General features: G+C 51.4%; 12 protein-coding genes. 1 reads left to right on the forward strand and 11 read right to left on the reverse strand.

Going from position 1 to position 18,163, the window contains the following annotated elements:
- Positions 1 to 172 precede the first annotated feature (172 nt).
- Positions 173 to 1,105: a tyrosine-type recombinase/integrase gene (locus DX130_RS08045; RefSeq protein WP_116044220.1), complete on the forward strand. Its 933-nt coding sequence runs from the start codon at positions 173 to 175 to the stop codon at positions 1,103 to 1,105.
- A gap of 292 nt (positions 1,106 to 1,397) precedes the next feature.
- Here the strand turns inward: DX130_RS08045 and DX130_RS08050 are convergent, their stop codons facing one another.
- The 11 genes from DX130_RS08050 to DX130_RS08100 all read right to left on the reverse strand — a co-directional run bounded on the left by DX130_RS08050 (position 1,398) and on the right by DX130_RS08100 (position 18,155).
- Positions 1,398 to 5,492, reverse strand: coding sequence for a discoidin domain-containing protein (locus tag DX130_RS08050; RefSeq protein WP_240644354.1), 4,095 nt, complete (start codon positions 5,490 to 5,492; stop codon positions 1,398 to 1,400).
- 143 nt (positions 5,493 to 5,635) lie between these two features.
- On the reverse strand, positions 5,636 to 7,180 hold the full coding sequence (locus tag DX130_RS08055; protein ID WP_116044224.1) for a helix-turn-helix domain-containing protein: 1,545 nt from the start codon (positions 7,178 to 7,180) through the stop codon (positions 5,636 to 5,638).
- Between the two features lie 1,045 nt (positions 7,181 to 8,225).
- The gene (locus tag DX130_RS08060; protein ID WP_116044226.1) at positions 8,226 to 8,768 is read right to left on the reverse strand and encodes a flavodoxin family protein; all 543 of its coding nucleotides are present in this window, start codon (positions 8,766 to 8,768) and stop codon (positions 8,226 to 8,228) included.
- A gap of 59 nt (positions 8,769 to 8,827) precedes the next feature.
- On the reverse strand, positions 8,828 to 10,081 hold the full coding sequence (locus DX130_RS08065; protein ID WP_116044228.1) for an ATP-grasp domain-containing protein: 1,254 nt from the start codon (positions 10,079 to 10,081) through the stop codon (positions 8,828 to 8,830).
- Positions 10,082 to 10,312: 231 nt separating this feature from the next.
- Positions 10,313 to 11,542 carry an MFS transporter gene (locus DX130_RS08070; protein ID WP_116044230.1) on the reverse strand — a complete coding sequence of 410 codons (1,230 nt, stop codon included), beginning with the start codon at positions 11,540 to 11,542 and terminating at the stop codon, positions 10,313 to 10,315.
- Positions 11,532 to 12,479, reverse strand: a complete 948-nt coding sequence (locus DX130_RS08075; protein WP_116044232.1) for a transketolase family protein — start codon at positions 12,477 to 12,479, stop codon at positions 11,532 to 11,534. Before DX130_RS08075 ends, DX130_RS08070 begins: the two co-directional genes overlap by 11 nt.
- The gene (locus tag DX130_RS08080; RefSeq protein WP_116044233.1) at positions 12,476 to 13,279 is read right to left on the reverse strand and encodes a 1-deoxy-D-xylulose-5-phosphate synthase N-terminal domain-containing protein; all 804 of its coding nucleotides are present in this window, start codon (positions 13,277 to 13,279) and stop codon (positions 12,476 to 12,478) included. The genes DX130_RS08075 and DX130_RS08080 overlap by 4 nt, the downstream gene beginning before the upstream one ends.
- The gene (locus DX130_RS08085; RefSeq protein WP_116044235.1) at positions 13,236 to 15,125 is read right to left on the reverse strand and encodes a M20/M25/M40 family metallo-hydrolase; all 1,890 of its coding nucleotides are present in this window, start codon (positions 15,123 to 15,125) and stop codon (positions 13,236 to 13,238) included. Before DX130_RS08085 ends, DX130_RS08080 begins: the two co-directional genes overlap by 44 nt.
- A complete protein-coding gene (gene argC, locus DX130_RS08090) occupies positions 15,125 to 16,177 on the reverse strand; it encodes an N-acetyl-gamma-glutamyl-phosphate reductase (protein WP_116044236.1) in 1,053 nt (350 codons plus the stop codon). The genes DX130_RS08085 and argC overlap by 1 nt, the downstream gene beginning before the upstream one ends.
- A complete protein-coding gene (locus tag DX130_RS08095; RefSeq protein WP_116044238.1) occupies positions 16,174 to 17,496 on the reverse strand; it encodes a DegT/DnrJ/EryC1/StrS aminotransferase family protein in 1,323 nt (440 codons plus the stop codon). The genes argC and DX130_RS08095 overlap by 4 nt, the downstream gene beginning before the upstream one ends.
- The gene (locus tag DX130_RS08100; RefSeq protein ID WP_116044240.1) at positions 17,493 to 18,155 is read right to left on the reverse strand and encodes a degT/DnrJ/EryC1/StrS aminotransferase; all 663 of its coding nucleotides are present in this window, start codon (positions 18,153 to 18,155) and stop codon (positions 17,493 to 17,495) included. Before DX130_RS08100 ends, DX130_RS08095 begins: the two co-directional genes overlap by 4 nt.
- Between the last annotated feature and the right edge of the window lie 8 nt (positions 18,156 to 18,163).

Below are 18,163 nucleotides of genomic sequence, written 5' to 3' on the forward strand. Positions count from 1 at the left end.
CAAAACGATTTATTAATTAATTGAATTTGTTGGAAAAAGATTAAGCGACTATCACGAAACGTCCTCCAACCGTTCATTTTAGGCTCTTTTCCCCGTAAAAAAGGTATGATAAAATTGCATTAAATCTATATTTAATGCAATTTGGATTATAAACAACGAGAATAGGTGTGACATGATGACTTATCCACCCGAAACGTATGAGCGGGAGCTTAAATTGTTCCAAATGTACATGAAAGACCGGGAATATGCCAAAGATACCCAGACGGCTTATCTTCACGATCTGAAGCATTTCCTGATCAACATAGACGGCAAAAAAATTACGGACGTTACGAACATCGACATTATGAACCATCTCACTCTTGTTCGCGAAACGGGAGCGGGAGCTCGCTATCGGAATCGATGTCAATCGGCTATTCGTCTCTTCTATAAGGTGATGATTAAGTTCAACGCGGCGACGGCCAATCCCGCGATGGATATCGAGAAAGCCAAAGTGGACAAAAACCGCAAGCCTGCTTTTCTGGAAAAGCAGTATTTGGATTCTTGCATGGGATTAATCGAGGGCAAATATCGTGTGCGTGATGTAGCGATTGTTGCCTTAATGGCATATGCGGGTCTGCGCGTCAGTGAAATTGTGAAGTTGAATACAATAGATATTGACGGGACGACTTTGAGTGTTCGGGGCAAAGGCGACAAGTGGCGCTACATCCCCCTTCCCCCAGAGCTGCTGGATCTGCTGCAGCATTATTTGACTGATGAACGGTTAGAGCCGCGTAACAAGAAGGATGAGCATGCGTTTTTTATATCGCAATTCGGACGCCGCATTAGCAAACGGATGGTTCAGACCATTACGGAAACGACTTTTGACGCCTTGAAAATACAATTTCCACATTTAAGAGGTATGCTGCTCTCTTCACACAAGCTCAGGCACTCCTTCGCAACCGATCTGCTGCGCAGCGGAGTTGATCTTCGCGCAGTCCAGGAGCTTTTGGGTCATGAAGACATATCGACAACGCAAATTTATACGCATGTCCTCGACGAGACGAAGCAGCGTGCGATGAGCAGCGTTCGTCCTTCCATTCCAAGCTTTGCCGTAAGTGAAGCATGAATACGAATAATACCAACTGCATGAAGTAGAGGCTGGTCGAGATGACCAGCCTCTACTTCCCATTATGGACTTAACGTCCCTTTATACTCTTTTTAGCGAACACCCGTTTATTAGGAATGTCATTGTACTAGTTACAATCCACCACTTGATTGATATAGTTTCGTTACTATTATATTATAAGATTACGTAACTAAAATTATGTTAACTTCATTTATTTAATATCATTAACTAAACTCAACAAACGACCACACCGATATTCGATGCAGTCGTCTGAAGCGTAACTTATCTTTTTTTAATAACCATATACCCCGAAGTTGTACAGCGAGTAACCGAATGGCGTTCCGCGTTCCGTGGCGCTTAACCGTACATAACGCCCGTTCCCGCTCACGGGAATCGATTCTGAACCTCCTGCTCCAGTTACGGTGCTATACAGATCGGTCCAGGTTGAACCGTCATTCGATATTTGAAGCTTATAAGACTTGCCGTAAGCCGTCTCCCAATTCAATTCGATACGAGTCAGCGTACGTGCTTGTCCTAAGTCTACGCTGATCCACTCTTGGTCATTTCCGAGCTGGGATGCCCAGCGTGTAGCATTGTCCCCGTCAAAAGCCAGGCTAGCGGCAAATGGAACTTCGATAGAGGAAGCCGATGCGGCTTTGCCTTGCGACAGCAAGGAGCCCGATGGTTGATTTCCCCCTCCGTAAATCTCCAGCTCATAGATGGAATAGCCAAATGGGATTGCTCGCTCCGTCGCATAGACGCGCACGTGACGTGTGCTGCCGCTTACTGCGATTTCGTCGACGCCTCCATCCCCTGTCGTAGTGCTATAGACATCGTTCCATGCTGATCCGTCGTTTGAGAATTGGATCTTGTAGGACTTGGCAAATGCTGCTTCCCAGGTTAGTTTGATGGAACTGATCGCTTTTTCGCTGCCGAGATCCACTGCAATCCACTCCGGACTCGCGCTGTATTGGGATGCCCAGCGTGTTCCGGGATCTCCGTCAACTGCATTGCCGCCTGCGAAAGGACCCTCAAACGAAGATACAGTCGTCGGACGATTCAGCGCCAGATTGACTCCAGGCTGCTCGCCTCCTGGATTTTCCCCGCCCGAACCGTCTCCGCCGTCCCACTCGACCCAGTCGTCTGCGACATTCGTATTTTGCAGCGGGTTGACGGATACAAGCGATTTGGGTCCGACAATCGCGATACCTGTTGTCCCTGAGCTGTTTTTGAAAGTTACCGTTACCGTACTGGATGTCGGGTTCCAAACTTGCGCTGTGTATTGTCCGTTTTTCTTGTACACGGAAGCTCCGCTCCAGCCGGTTGCCCAGACATCCGTTGTTCTCTCGCCAAGAGATGCCATGCTGTTGACGAACCAGTACGTATTGAAGATCTCATTGCGCTGCATACTCGTCGTCTGCCACTTGGCCAGTACAGCCTGCGGATCGCTTAGCGCTTGGATCGGCCAAATAATGTGCTGCCAATCCGTCTCCGGACCACCATTGTCGGCTACGAAGCCAGCGTATAGCTCGGCAGCTTTTGTTTTGTTAAAAGCATAGCTCGTCAAATATTCGCTGGTCGGCAGCCAGTGGATGCCGTAGATATGCTCATCTTCACCGCTGAAGAATGTGCCGTAGAAGTACGAGGTGCCGTACACCTGGCCTACCGACTTATGCGTCCATTCCGGCAGCCAGTTGTCACCGTCATAGTTGAACCAATATTGCTCGATCGCTTTCAGCTCAGTAGTGAAGCCGTAGATGGAGGCGTCGCGATTCGCCGTATCGCCTTGCAGCAAGCTCCACATAAATTGACCGACCCAGCCGAACAGCGATTCTCCGGCCGCCTCCTGATTGTTTCCGTTCGGATTATCTGCATATCCGCCTGCCCATGAATGGCCTTGATACGGATCGAAGGCGCGAAAGCGCGGATAAAGCGGGTCGCTGTCCGACGGATTCGCATAGTCACGGATGAGATGGTCGATCATAGGCTCATAATCCTGACGGAAACCGTCATCGAAGGTAGCCAGAACAGCTGATGCGAATACAAAATAGCCATACGTAAAGTGGTGGTCTGTGATGCCGTAGTTGGCTCCGAATTCACTCGTCTTATAGTACATCGTGCCCCAATGCGGATCATAGTAGAAGAAATAGTCCGGCTCGCCGTCGGTATACGTATACCAATCGAGTAGGATCAATTTCATCCGGCTCAAGAATTTATCCCGCAGCGTAATCTCGCCCATCTCATTGGCAGCAAGTACTCCCATCGCTAGAGGATGAAGCCGTTTGCCCTGCCAGTAGGCGTCAGCCGCCATCAGATTGCCGGATGTTTCCGCGTCCAGAATCTGAAGATACTCTACCATTTGAGCGCGCGAGTATTCCGGATTGGTAGGCTCCGTGAACTGCGGAATCATGCCGTAGAAGCGATCCACGGTTGTAAAGGTATTGCCCTCACGTACTTTCAACGTCCCCCGAATGGAGGGATACGAATGGGAAGTGAGCGCTGAAGTCGTGATTTTCCACTGATGCGGATACAGTGCCAGCAGCGTCTGATTCGAGAAGCCGCTGCGTACGAGCTGCGTCTCTGCCTGAAAATTCGTAGTAACCGTAGAGTCCGCCGAATTGTAGCTGTAGGTTACTCCTGTGTCGGTTACGAACGCATAAGCATGCTGGTAGTAGTAATCAAGTGCAGAAGCGGATGGCAGCGAAGCTAGAGATACATAATCGCCGCCGCTTCCTAGTTGAAGCTTCAGCTTGGTGCCCGCTTTTTGGAACACGGTGCCCGGCGGTACGAACATGCCGTAATATCTCGTCTGGATCGTGCCTTGCGGACTGCCGTCCGTATTGACAATCCGTATGCCGATCCGGTCGCCTGTGAACGTCGCTCCGTCTATTGCGAGAATCGGTGTGCCGCTGCCGTCCGTAATTTGCGTAATATTCGATGAATACAGCTCCACCGAATTAGCGTCGCTGAACCGACTGAACACATACGGCGATCCTTTTACGAAGGTTACTTTCATCTTATCGGTAGTGTCGTCGCTCAATACAGCATCTACGGCGAAATCGCTATAGCCTGTTACGCGGTTCGACATTTTGGAAGTATTGATATTGTTCGCCATCAGATACAAATCCGGCGGACCGTCTGCGTTCACTGCGTTGCCCGCACTGTCTATCCACCCAGTACCCGGATTCAGAATGCTAAGACCTTGCGGCGTAAAATGGGACTTCAACGGCAATGTAATAATCGGGTCGCCAAGCGGCTTAATAAGCATCGATTGCCACCAGTCATTGGAGGCGATCGGCGACTTGACGTTTGATGTTTTGTATCTTGGATAATTAGGCTGAGGCATGCCGATATCATTCGTCAGGTAACTGCCTTCTCTAGCCTGCACAATACTGCGCTGCGGCAAAGCTGGAATCGGATGCAAAGGCTGCGGATGGCCCGCCACATAATCGTATACCGCAAATTCGAAGAGCGAGTATCCGAAGCTGGTTGCTCGGCTGATGCCCTTCATGCGTACATATTGCCCGGAAGCATAGAGCTGAATATCCTGCTTGCCGCCGGCTCCGTACAGCTCCCTGTAGATTGGAGACCAGCTCTGCGCATCATCCGAAACTTCCAGATCATAGGCACGTCCGGCTGCTTCCCATTGAAGCACAATGCGTCCGATTGTACGTTTGCTGCCCAGATCGACATAGATCCACTCATTATTCGTATGATTGGAGCTCCACCGTGTCGCAGGATTGCCGTCTACCGCATGTGCTGGAAGAGTGGAATTTGGCGGCAAGTAGGGAGATTGCTCGTAAGAAGAAGCCACAACTGGCCGGCTTAATGCTACATTTGGTCCATATTGCAGAGGCGGTTCGTTAATGCCGCCAGTTCCATATACTTCAAGCTCGATGATGGAGTAGCCGTATGCGCTGAGCGCTCTCTCCAGTCCCAGGATACGAACGAATCGACCTTGACCTGCAATCGCCAGATCATCGATGCCGCCATCGCCGTTCGCGACGGTATGAATGTCTGCCCAATTCATTTCGTCATTGGAAGTCTGAATCTTGTATGCGCTCGCATATGCGCCCTCCCACTGAATCCTGACTCGCTCAATGGTTGCCTGTGCGCCCAAATCTACATAAATCCATTCCTCATCCGAGCCCCATGCGCTCGACCACCGTGTTCCCGTATTTCCGTCAACCGCTTGATTGGGCGTCATGCCGCTTTCGCTTGACGACGCGTAGGCGGTCCGGTTTTGCGACAGCAGATAGGAATCCGCCGCATGCACCGGAGCCGGTGAAGCGAAGCTGATGAGCGGCGTCATAAGCGCCGCGGCAAGCATAGTAAGCAGCCCCTTCCGTATCCCGGAAGGTTTCTTTCTCTTGATCGTCTCCATCATGTACCTCCTCATTGGTATTGAGCAAGGCGCTAACCCCCCTCACTATGAGTGTAAAAGGATAGAGACTTTGGTTGAACTGCACGAATCAACGGAAATTGTAACAATAATCTGGTCTTCGTTTGTCAAATACTTGTCCAGTACGCTTAAATTCTCTTCCGGTAAGCGCCCGGCGACATGCCCGAATAGGTTTTGAACGCTCTGCTGAAATACGTCAGGCTGTTATACCCGACTAGCTCCGCTACCTCATAAATTTTAAGTCCAGGCGATAGCAGAAGCTCCTTAGCGCGCTTCATTCGTTCCCTGACGATATAATCGCTGAAGCTCACCCCGGCATGCTCCTTGAACAAATAGCTGAAATGGCTTTGGGAATAGGAAAAGGCATCCGCCACTTCCTTCAGCGACACGTCACTCGTTAATCGGGTCTGCACATAACGCTCAATATCGGGGAGCAATGCCCATTGGTAGTTGTCTGACTTCTGTTGCATCGTCTCGGACAGCTCGAATGCCGTTCGTCTGAGCCAAGACTTAATTTCGCCAATGGTTTCGAATCGTTCAATCGCAGCCATTCCCACATGGTTCCAGTCTCCGCTTTTGTTCACGGACTCCCCGTTTTCTTGAACGTAGTCCTCCAGCTTCGTCATTAACAGCATCGTAAAGCGCCGAATTCGGAGGGGATCACCATGAACGCTTTCCTGGTTGTACAACTCCTCAATCGTATCGCACACCGTAACCAGACGATAACCTGTAACGGCATCGAGCAATTGCTCGGTTAGTATCTTAACATCTGATATGTCATGAGCAGTTACAAACTTGATATGCCCAGGCGGAATAAGACGGTTTTTGCCCGCAAACATTTTACTGTCTATCGCTTCAGTCGCTTCCTGATAAGAACGCGGCAATTCGCTTATTTGCAAGACACCGCTGCCATAAGACGCAGTCAACGTATAGGATTTCTTGCTTTGTATAGAGTGGCGAATATGCTCGATATCCGGCTCCAAAGAATGCGGAGTTCCCGCATAGACCAACGCAGCTCGAGTGATTGATAGCCGACAGCCAAAGCCAAACGCCATCCGGGCTAATTGATTGCTGAATTGCAGCAATACCCAATCTATCGTTTGGTGGTTTTGCAAGTTCGCTTCCACATGGTCAATCTCGATCAGAACGGCATGATAGGGCCCGGTATGTACAACCGGCATATAGGTATCCAGCAGTTGATGCAGAGTATCGTCGGTCATACTCCCTTCCAGCAGGCGGCGAAGCATGTCCTGTCGTATAATTCCGTAGTTAGGCAATAGTTGCGAAGGTTGTTTTGCTTCGTCCAGCTCAGCCAGGATGATACGGACCTTGTCCGCAATTTCTTGTTCATCTACGGGCTTCAACAGGTAGCCGTCCGCTCTCAGATGCAGGGCTTGCTTCGCAAAATCGAAGTCTTGATGTCCGCTTATAAACAGCGTTTTGAGCTCAGGCTGCAATGCTATGGAGAGCCGGGCCAGTTCAATTCCCGACATGAGTGGCATTTTAATATCGGTTACTAGCAGATCAATCTTATGATTTTGGATATAGCGCAGTGCAGCCATTGATTTGTTTGTGCTAAATACGATTTCGATGCCCAGCGATGGCCACGGCACCAGTTGCTGCATACCGATCAGATCGTACGTTTCATCATCTACAAGAACGGCTTTATACATCCGCCAACACGCCCTTCCCGTTATTAGCTTGATATTCGATTAACTTAATAGGCATATATTCTAAGTGGTAACGATTCCGAAGCTGCTTGTGATAGCGCTTTCATTCCTTATGATCCTCCTTTCTTTATCCATCAGATGTACGGCAATTGACCGCTTTCAATGTATTGGTAAAATGCCTTTATTGTCGCTCACCATCTCCTTTTCCGCCCGACCTGAAATATGTTCAAGTCGTTTGCGTTTTGACGCTTCTATTCAAGAGGCCTCTTCTACTTTATCGAGGAAAGGGCGTTCGAAATGAATATGATTCACAAATAATTAATGCAGTTAATTTATAATAATTAACATGGCTAAGTATCTGATGTATGCTTGATGCAATTATGGTAGAACAACCCATATAACTGTTGTTAAACATAATATATATTATGTTGACTTAATTGAGAATAACCATCTTGGTAATCAGTGGAAAAGGGTTAGATTGATCCATTAATTACTAATCAGCGCTTGACAGCCAAGCTAACAATCGATGGTGCTTAAATGCTAAGAAAATGCAGCTTTATAGCGGTTGTCAGAGGGCAACAGGTGCCCTGATGGTCACCGTTGTCCGTAAGAAGCGAAAATGCAGCGAAATGAGATGGTAACGGTCGCGGATGTCCCTTACAGGTTGAAAAAGGGACGATTGAGAGGAAAAAGCCTTCTAGTGGTCGCGGATGACCATTAGAATCGGAAATTTGTAAAAATCAACCTCTAAAGGTCAGTGGTGACTGTTAGAGGCTAGTCCTTCCGTATTTGGAAGACATCAGCCTTGGCTTATATCGTCAAGCACTGATTTCTGTTTTGAACCTCTTTAATACTTGGCATAAAAACCACCGAGCAAGGAGGTGCCTTCCCATGAGCGACGACTTTGTCTAACTATGACCCTCAAGAGTTGCCCTGTTCTCCCCCATTCGCACAACAAAACAGCCTACCCGCAGGGGAAGGCTGAAAGAGAAAAGTGAACTAGGGATTTAATCCAATGATTCAATCCCTAGTTCAAAATTCGATTTCCTTATAGCTGCTCTTGCCAGCTCTTGCGAATTTCCTCGACGGCTGCCAGCGCGGCGTTATCCTGCAAAATGTCGCCCGGACGATTGGCTTTTCCTAAAATATAGCCTTCAAACGATGTGCCCGTATATTCGAAAATATACTGGAATTGCTGTACAAGCGGAATCCCTTTCAAATGCGGCACATCATCGCCAACCCCGATCACCCAAGCGGATTTGGCAGCTAATCGGGCTAGGAAATCTGTTTTATTTTCCCTAAGCGATTGGGACCATCGGTCAATAAATGTCTTGGTCAGTCCCGATGGCCCATACCAGTAGATTGGCGTAGCAAATATAAGTTTGTCTTGATCCAGCACCCGGCCAATCACGTGATGATAGTCGTCATCGGGATAGGGCTCCTTCTCGCTGTGCCGATAGTCTTGAATCGGATGGATAGCATATTCGGACAAATAGATATGATCGGCGTCGAAGCCGTCAACCAAGCGCTTGGCCAATTGCTCTGAATTGCCGTTGCGGCGCGAGCTCCCGTAGATTACCGCGATTCCCATTGCAAGCCACCCTTTCCTAAGGAGAACGTGTATTCAAAGTGATTCATTAATGACATTAACTATGCGATGCCTGCTTCCTGTTGCCGGTACACCACCTGCAAATTGCTCAACAGCTGCAAGGCAAGCTGCTTCGCTTCCTGTGGCGTCTCGGCTGTAGTAATGAAGTAACCAAGTCGATCGTCAGAGCTCTTGGCAACGGCTACAGCATCGCCGGGCTGTGCAATGAGATGTGTGCGAACGACTTGAGGATGTGCTTGAAGCGCAGCGAATCCATCAATGCTTTCGAACAAGCCCTCTTGATCAGCTGTTACGTATGCAATCGCTGCTGCTCGTTCATGCTTCTTCCCGATTTCGATTGGACGGTTCAGGTAGTAGTTGACCGTCGCTTCGAAGATGTCGATTCCGAACGCTTGGACGAGCAAGTCTGATGAAATATTGTCGCCGCCCGGTCTCCCATTTACCTCGATGATACGAGGGCCGCTCGGAGTGAGCTTCACTTCGACATGGCTAGGTCCGTTCACGATGCCGATCGCATGAAGCGCGTCGACGGCTGCGCGAATCAAGTCTTCCTCTTGCTCTGTATATGAGGGCGTCGGAAGCGTGTGCACAAGCTCTACGAAATAAGGCAGCGGCGAGGTAAGCTTCTCCGTGACCGTTTGGAACAATGGCACTCCTTCACTCAGAAATAACTCTACGCTGAATTCAGGTCCTTCCAAATATTCTTCGATCAAATATTCGTCACGCACCTTAAAGTCCATATATGTCACTTTGAACTCTACAATGATGTCGAACGCGGCTTTCAAATCCGTCTCACTATGAATGAAATAGACGTTTTGGCTGCTTGCCGCATTAGTGGGCTTCAGTACAACGGGAAAGCCAATCTCCTCGGAAGCGGCTAGCGCTTCTTCATAGGTTTTCACCTTTTTGAATTTAGCACCTGGTACGCCATGTTCTGCATAGGCTTGGCGAGCCAGATCCTTATTGCGCGCTTTAAGCGCTGCCTCGTAGGGAATGCCCCGCAAGCCCAGCCGCTCGGCCACTCTAGCCGTCAAGTGAGAGGCATAGTCGGTCGCCGGGATGAGCGCATCCAGTTTACCAGCATAGGGCGAAGCTTGAATCGCTTGATAAAGCGCTTCTTCGTCCCTGATGTCGGTTACGATTAGGTCATGGTAGATGCCCTCGTAACCGTATTTCTGCGGATTTTCCGTTGACGAGACGATAGAAATGACGTTATGCCCCTGCTCATAAGCAACTCTGGCGAAGCTGACCCCATAAAAGCTGGGTTCCACAAAAGCTACTGTTTTTATTGACATGTTATATCCTCCTAAAAGGTTTGCGGAGCAAACCAACTTCGTAAGCATGAGCTACAATTTCTGAAAAAAACCTGTATCGAAAGCATAGACTAAGCTTTGCATTGCAGACCTACATCGAATGCATAAACTCAGAATTCACAGCATCTGTATCCATAAGAAATTACTTCTCAAGCCAGAAAGAAGCGGCTTACACAGACATAAACTATACTGGACAAGCCGCTTCCCCCCGCTTTAGCTCAAATTCGCTTCTGCTTCCACCGGTTTCTTTTGCGTGGATCTGCTGTTCAGAACGTAGTAGATGACAAAGCCGAAAAACATCATGCCGCTCATGCACAGGAAGCCGATGCCTGGCGAATAGCGGTCGATAATAACGCCAAGGCCAGTCGCCGATACCGTCTGGAACAGCAGTGAGATCGCCATCCATACCGAAGTGGCTCGGCCCATATATGACTTCGATACAGTCTCCATCAGCGTTGTTGTTATCAAGATCCGAAGCGATGAGTTCGTCAGTCCGATCAAGACGCTGCCAGCGTACAGCAGCAGGATCGTGCTGTTCACCGCTACAGCAATCAGATTCAGCACAGCAACAAGGAAGAATAGCACTATGGCGCCATGCGAAGATAGTTTCTTCGCGAGCGGAGCTGCGAGGAATCCCGACAAGAGTCCCCCGATCCCGTAGAACATATCCGATAACCCGAATACGACAGAATCGCCTCGAACGACCTGGCTGACATAACCCGGCAGCACGACGTTGAACACCATTGTCGAGACCAGCGGGATGACCGATACGATGCCGAGCAGGAAGATAAACTTCCTGTCAGCCAGATAACGGATGCCGTTTTTGAACGCCTCGAGGAAACGCTCGCCCTCCTGCTCCGCTTGAATAGGGGTATAGCGGATTCGGCTCAGGAAGCCGCTGCTCACGATAAAAGCGGCGGCATTCAAGAGCAAGATGACCTCAAACCCGATATATTTGTACAAAATGCCCGAAAGAGCACCCGCCATAAACATGCCAACCTGCAAGCTGATCTCGATCAGCGAGTTGCCATGGATCAGATCCTTATCCGGCAGGATTTCCTGGACGAGACTTCGCGAAGCGGACATATAGAGCGCCCAACCCATCCCGTTAATGGCAGCGAAAGCATACAAATATTCAATGCGGAAACCTGTGGTGAAAAAAGCGGCAGCAATCAGCAGCAAAGCAGCGGCGCGGACGATATTAGCCCACTGAATAATCGACTTACGATTCCACTTGTCAATCAGCGTACCGGCGAAGGAGGATATCAGGAAGCCCGCAATGACGTTAAGCGACAGCATAAGGCCGACGGAAGTCAGTGACCCGGTCGCATCCATCAGATACCAGTTGGCACCAATCGTGCTCATACCCACTCCGAAACCCGACACAATATCTGCAATGAAGTAATGCCGAAAGTTCCTCGGCTTCAATACGCTAAAGATCATGCGCTACACCTGCTTCTTCCAATTGGCTGATTTGCTCTCGCAGCGGCTCAAGGCCAAAGCCCAAATCATCTAATACCTCTGAATGACTGCCGCCATAGATCGGCCACTGCTCGCCGCAAGAATGCGAATGGATTTCATGCTGCGGGAGAAGCAGCGCCAAGTAGGAAGCAGTGCCACCTGTAGCGCGATGCTCCTCTACGACGAGGAAACGGTCGGCTATGGAGGTCAGCATCGTACGGTATGACTTCAAGCTGTCAATATCGACATAGCAGAGATGGGCGTGCGCAATCGATGGATTCTCCTCCACGATAGTTTTGCAAAGCTCCGTTGCTTGCTCTCCCACCGAAATAAGACATAACCGCGAGCGTGTACCTCCTTCATCTGCTCTACTTTGCAGCAGAAGCTCACGACAGCTTGCTTCGGCCGGTCGGTAGAGACTGTCGAACGCATCGTTGCGGGATAGCCGGATATAGTAAGGCTCCGGCGATGCGGCCGCTTCTCTAATGACCCGTCTTGTTTCTTCCTCCCCATGGGGACAAGCGATTCGGATATTTTGGAAGGATTGGATGACGGCGATATCCTCCAGCGCATGATGGGTCGTACCGAACCAACCGCCCGATACGCCGCCGTAAGCGGCGACAACCTTCATGTTTTTGCCCATATAGCCCATCGCCAGCTTGATGCTTTCGGAAGCCCGCAGCGCGGCAAAGGCGGCGAAGGTCGAGAAAAACGGCACATACCCTGCCTCCGCCAAGCCGGCAGCAATATCGATGCCGGCCAATTCTGCGATGCCAACATTATAGAAGCGTTCAGGATGCTGCTTCTGGAACGGGTGATTTTTTCCGCCAAGATCGGCTTCCATGCATAGGATTCTCTCATCCCCATAAGCGAGCTTTGAAAGTTCGTCCTTGTAGGCGTCACGGCCTGATAGCGTCATGGCAGGCTCACCTTCCATCTTCGGGCCAGCTTCTCCGGTATTTTCACATAATGCGCTTCCGGATTGCCCTCAATGGCGGGCACGCCTTTTCCTTTAACAGTCTGGGCCAGAACCGCGACCGGACGGATGGGATCTGGCTCCAGCGCCGTCCATATGTCTTCGAAGTCATGGCCGTCAATCTCTCTGACGGTAAAGCCGAACGCTTCGAAGCGCTCCTTCAAGTTGCGGATAGGCGAGATATCCTGCACATACCCGTCATTTTGTCCGCCATTGCAATCCACGACATAGATGAAATTGGCGAGCGACTGAGCTTGCACGATTTGCGCCGTCTCCCAGCACAGTCCCTCCTGCAGCTCCCCGTCTCCGCCGATGACGATGCTGATGCCGTCCGTGCCCTTCAGCTTCTGGGCGATCGCCCATCCCGCTCCATAGGATATCCCGTGTCCAAGGCTTCCCGTGGCGAACGGGATGCCGGGCAGCTTGTGATTGGGATGCCCCGTGAACAGCGAGCCTGCTCGACCATATCCAGCTGCCGGATTATCCGTGATGGTTCCGTTCACATATAGCGCGGCATATAGCGCTGCCGCCGCATGACCCTTGCTTAACAGGACAAGTGACTCGGGATCATGGCCTCTCTTCGCAAAAGCTCCGATCAGCAGATCGATGACCGACAGACTTCCGCCGATATGGCAGCCAGTCGGTGTCGCTGCCATATCGATAATTAGCTCTCTGGCTTCCTTTGCTTTTCTCAGCAGCTCAGGAATAGCTTCCTTGCTTCGAACCGATATCGCTTGCTCCATTCCGTACCTCCGTTCGCAGCCGGAACCATTCGCTCACGGCTTCTCTCAAAATGGATCGCGCGCCCTGTGCCTCTGCATGATGCAAGTATTCCTCATTCGTATGGTCCAGACTGGAATCGCCAGGACCATAAGCAACCATCGGAACATGCTCCCAGGTGGTCGCGAGCGTGTTCATATCGCTTGTACCACGCTTCTTAAGATAGCGAATCGACTTGCCATGCTTGGCGAAGCCACGGACGAATGACTTCACGAGCGTATCCGAGCGCGGATTGGCAAAGCCCGGCGTCGCGCGCAGCACCTCTACAGTGATTCCTTCATCCAAGTTTAGGTCTATGCGATCCCTGTAGCTTTTTCCCGCCGCCGGAGAGATGCGAAAGTTCAGTGTTCCGGCAACGGTAGAGTAGCCTTGCTCCTGGCGATGCTCGATATCAATCAGCGAGGATAAACCTTCAGGATCGATCTCCCGGACTCGCTGGCGTATTTCGGATACTGCGCCATACAGCTCGTCGATGACGCTGATGCTGTCCTTGGCTGCGGTATGCTCTTGCGCTCTGCGTATGGTAATGAGCAGCTTGAACAGACCGTAATAGCCCAGCGTCAAGCTGTCTTCCCCGCTCGGCTCCCCGATAATAACCGCGTCAGCTGTATAATGGTCCCGAATGAAGAAAGCCCCCTTGGAGGAAGAAATCTCCTCCTCCACTGCTCCAATGACAAGCAGGGAGCCATGCTCCGGCACTTCTACATCCTCCAGCATGTGCAGGAAGTTGACGAAGCTGCCCTTTGCATCTACGACTCCCCTTCCGCTGACGCCTATCGCATCGGCATGCACCGGCCATACATGCGGCACCGTATCGATATGTCCCAGCAGGAGCAAGGTATTCGGACCAAGGCCTTTCCGAAAAACGATATTTCCCGCGCCATCAATCTCGCCGGACACGCCTCGTTGCGTTACTTCAGTCAGCAGAAAACGGGCAAGCTCATGCTCATCGCGTGAGACGGATGGAATAGCTATCGTCCAATGAAGCAAATTACGTTCCGCTGCATCGCGGTTGAACGGCCAAAACCAGGTGCGGCCGCCTTCCAGCGTATGTGGGCCCGCTATGCTCACATCACTGACACCGCCTACTACAGCAATTCGTGCGGCGCGTACTTTCTGCTTCATCCGGCCTTGAGCCGCATCGACCTCATCGTCAGCATAGATATGCCGGATGGTAGAACGCGGATCTTCCATATTACGCAGCAAGCCGGGCGTGCCGGTGACGAAGCGCAAATGGTGGGCGTCCAGCTCATTGGCTAGATGGGCAGCGAGCACATCCGCGTCGATATTAATATAAGAGGACAGCTCCGGGTCCCAGATCGGCGGTGTCAGCACGACCACATCGAAGGCCTCAAGTGAAGACAACAGGAACGGCTTCAAACTATCGGTGAATGTGCCGAACAAAGAGTCGCGGACAATAAGGGTTCGTCCGTCGCGAATGGCCTTGATCGGCTTCGCTTTTCGCCCGCGAACAAGTCCTTGCTCCCCGCCGAGCTGGGCATAGACGGTCAGCCCTAACGCCGCTAGCTGGTCCCGAATGACCGACAAGATGTTTTCATGATAGGCTTCACGGATATAAGGCATTTCCTCCGGCGAGCAATATCTGGCTTCATCGCCAGACGGCAGCGTCAAGAAAGGCATCGGACGGCCAATAGCCGCATATTTCTGCCGAATAGCTTCCGCGCCTCCAGCGACTAGCAGCAGCCGGTTGCCCCGCTTCACGATTTCATGGATTTCAGCAAAAATGTCTGGATGGTTTACAATTGTACTGCTGCCGAGCTTAATAACGTACAGGCTTTCTTTTCCCATTAAGGCCACGCTCCTTCTCCGTCGAACCGAAGCCCTGTCTCTTCAGGAAATCCGAAGTACAGATTAGCCGCTTGCACGGCTTGCCCTGCTGCGCCCTTCAGCAAATTGTCGATCGTAGCGATCGAGACGCAGCTGCGTCCATCGACGTAAGCGCCAACCTCGGCGATGTTCGTGCCGACGACGGTTTTGATCATAGGCGTACCGTTGCCGGAGCTGAAATAATGCAGGAATGGCTTGCTGGCGTACGCGCTGAAAAACGCTTTTTTCACATCGGCTGCCGATACTTCCTCCTTCAGATAAGAGTAAGACGTTGCCATAATGCCTCGCGGCAAATCCAGGCTAAAGACGGAAAACTGCAAGTCAACAGTCTGCTGTAGATGAAGGGACAGCGCATGCTCGATCTCCGGGCGATGCCGGTGGCCGTGCAGTTTGTGTACACGAAAGTTTTGGGAACGCTCCGCGTGATGCTCTGTCGTTGACTTCCCGCCGCCGCTGGAGCCGGTCTTGGCGTCGGTAATGACGCGCTGCTCGATCAGCCCTGCGGCAACGAGCGGATACAGGGTGTAGATGGTCGCTATCGCCATGCACCCCGGCAGATTGACGATCTTAGCGGAACGGTCAACTTCGCTGAATTCGGGAATAAAGTAATGAGCGCTTCCGTCCAACCCATGCTGAAGCGTCTCCGGGTAATACTTTTGCAGCAGATCGGAATCGGACAACCGGTAATCGCCGCTGACATTGAAAATGTAATCGGTATGCTGCGCTACGCGCTGAGCGATCTTCGGCAATTGTCCCGTGGGCAGGCAGGAGAAGATAGCGTCGTAATGCCCGTCCAGATCGGCTGCCTTACTGAATTTCAGGGAACTCGGCTTCTTCTTGTGAATGGAGCCGATAAAATATTTGTCCACGGGGAAGCCTGCCTTCGACTCCGATGAGACGAAGGCGACTTCGAATTCGGGATGTCTGCCGAGCAGCCGATACAGCTCAGCGCCAGTAAAACCGCTGCCGCCGAGGATGGCTACCCGTTTTTTGCTAGTAGTGGTATCCGTCATCCCAGCCGCGCGTCCCTTTCATAAAGCACGGTCAAATCGCTGCTTCGCGTGGCCAGTTCCCTGATGGCCTCCGGATTGGCGTCGATTTTTTTGAAAGCAAGCGCATAGGCCTGAATTCGTTCAAATTCAATCGGCGTACGCAGCTCGCGGCAAATCGTAAGCGTGTTGCGCAGCATCTTCAGCGTCTCGGGGAAATGGTGAAGCTCGTATCCGAAATCCTGGCGGTCCGATAACGAGAATGGATAGCCGTTGCCGAAGCCCTTGCGGTTCTTGAACGGCAGATGTCCCGGAATCGGTACGTTCTGCCACTCTCTAGCGTATACGCCCTCCTGATTAATGAGCTGCTGTACCGCATCCTTCACCCGATAATCCTCCAGATCATCCAGCCCGAGCCGCTCAGGAGACAGCTTCACTCGATACATATTGTAGCTGTGATTGTAGCCTTCGGGGACGAAGGGGCCGCTGAATAGCTTTGTTCCTTCCAGCTCCTTTGTCAAATACGCGGCGTTGCGCGCACGTATGGCGTCATAATAGGGGAGCCGATCCAACTGGCTAAGACCAAAAGCAGCGGCAATCCACGACATCCGGTAATCGATACCCGACGAGCGGAGGAAGCTTAACGCCCGATCATAATCAGCCCTTTCTCGGAAAAAGGCAATGCCGCCTTCTCCACCAACGGGGAAGTTTTTATCCGCCATCAGACTTTGGCCGGCTCCGTCTCCGATAGACCCTGCGATCTGACCGTTAATGGATGCCGAATGCGCATGTGAGGCATCCTCGAGGAGCCGGAGCGAATAACGATCGGCTATGGTGCGCAGCGCATGCAGGTCTGCCGGCAAGCCGTGTACATGCACGGGCATAATTGCTTTCGTCTTGCTCGTAATGGCGCGCTCGACCTTCGTTGGATCAAGGCAATACGTAACGGGATCGATATCGACGAATATCGGTATCGCTTTGGCTGCGACGACCGCCTGCGCAGTAGCAATGAACGTAAAGGCCGGGACGATGACTTCGTCGCCGGGCTGCACGCCAACGCCCACGAGCGCAAGATGCAGACTGGACGTACCGCTGGCTGTCGCTATGGCATAGTTGGCGCCGACGTACTTCCGATAAGCCTCCTGAAATTCCTCGACGACTTGCTCGCCGTCCTGCTGAATCGATATGAACATTTGGATCAGGTCTTCCTTCGCAATGATCGGGAAATTCGTCTTCCGGACATCCTCCGGTATAATAGACGGCCCGCCAAGAAAGGCGAGCGGATCGCTTACCCACTCTTCCTTCGGCAGAGCCAGCGGCTTACGTATGAAATCGGTCTTCATGAGGCGTTGTTCCTCCTTAGCAGCGTCAGCTTCACGCATGCGGCTACGAGTGGACTAAGCCGGTAATTGAACTGAACCGCCGGCTGCAGCTCAGGCTCGCTCTCTTCTTGGGTCCACATCGTTTGCAGATCGAAGGCGCCGAATATTTTGAGCCGTTCCGCCTTCTTCCATACCAGCTCGTCGGAAGCGGCGATTGCTGCGACTGGTCCGAAGCCTAGCGCCGTAAAGTCCAGCACCAGTACGGAGGCCGAAGCACGCGCTTGCTTGATTGCTGGCTCCAACTGGTCTAGATTGTCCCAGCTCACATGAACAGTTGCATAGGCGATCGGAACTTGCGAGTCTTGCACAAGGGTAATGCCGAGCCACTGCAGGAAATTCCTTTCTTGCTCGCTCGGTTGGCCCAGCCGAGCCACCGAGCCATGAACGATATCCTGGCCCCATAGCGCGCCGTGCAGCGCGCCAGTATACGTATTGAATAAGGAAACATAACGGGTCTGAGTCAGCTTGGCTATGCTTTTCTCCAGTCCTTTAAGCTCTTGATCATTCCTTTCTATACTCATAATGACGCCTGAATTGAGTACCCGCGATAACACAAACGATAATGAAAAGTAATGCTCCTTCTGAATGACCGTCTTTGGTTTGGTCAGCGTCTCTCCCATGAATCTAG

Origin of the sequence: Paenibacillus paeoniae, assembly GCF_003388735.1 — a bacterium.
GTDB lineage: Bacteria > Bacillota > Bacilli > Paenibacillales > Paenibacillaceae > Pristimantibacillus > Pristimantibacillus paeoniae.

What these genes read in the sequence shown, in the direction of transcription:
- argC (WP_116044236.1), bottom strand. Translation starts at nt 16,177, where the DNA reads ATGACGGATACCACTACTAGCAAAAAACGGGTAGCCATCCTCGGCGGC.
- DX130_RS08085 (WP_116044235.1), bottom strand. Translation starts at nt 15,125, where the DNA reads ATGGGAAAAGAAAGCCTGTACGTTATTAAGCTCGGCAGCAGTACAATT.
- DX130_RS08080 (WP_116044233.1), bottom strand. Translation starts at nt 13,279, where the DNA reads ATGGAGCAAGCGATATCGGTTCGAAGCAAGGAAGCTATTCCTGAGCTG.
- DX130_RS08065 (WP_116044228.1), bottom strand. Translation starts at nt 10,081, where the DNA reads ATGTCAATAAAAACAGTAGCTTTTGTGGAACCCAGCTTTTATGGGGTC.
- DX130_RS08100 (WP_116044240.1), bottom strand. Translation starts at nt 18,155, where the DNA reads ATGGGAGAGACGCTGACCAAACCAAAGACGGTCATTCAGAAGGAGCAT.
- DX130_RS08070 (WP_116044230.1), bottom strand. Translation starts at nt 11,542, where the DNA reads ATGATCTTTAGCGTATTGAAGCCGAGGAACTTTCGGCATTACTTCATT.
- DX130_RS08045 (WP_116044220.1), top strand. Translation starts at nt 173, where the DNA reads ATGATGACTTATCCACCCGAAACGTATGAGCGGGAGCTTAAATTGTTC.
- DX130_RS08095 (WP_116044238.1), bottom strand. Translation starts at nt 17,496, where the DNA reads ATGAAGACCGATTTCATACGTAAGCCGCTGGCTCTGCCGAAGGAAGAG.
- DX130_RS08055 (WP_116044224.1), bottom strand. Translation starts at nt 7,180, where the DNA reads ATGTATAAAGCCGTTCTTGTAGATGATGAAACGTACGATCTGATCGGT.
- DX130_RS08060 (WP_116044226.1), bottom strand. Translation starts at nt 8,768, where the DNA reads ATGGGAATCGCGGTAATCTACGGGAGCTCGCGCCGCAACGGCAATTCA.
- DX130_RS08075 (WP_116044232.1), bottom strand. Translation starts at nt 12,479, where the DNA reads ATGACGCTATCAGGCCGTGACGCCTACAAGGACGAACTTTCAAAGCTC.
- DX130_RS08050 (WP_240644354.1), bottom strand. Translation starts at nt 5,492, where the DNA reads ATGATGGAGACGATCAAGAGAAAGAAACCTTCCGGGATACGGAAGGGG.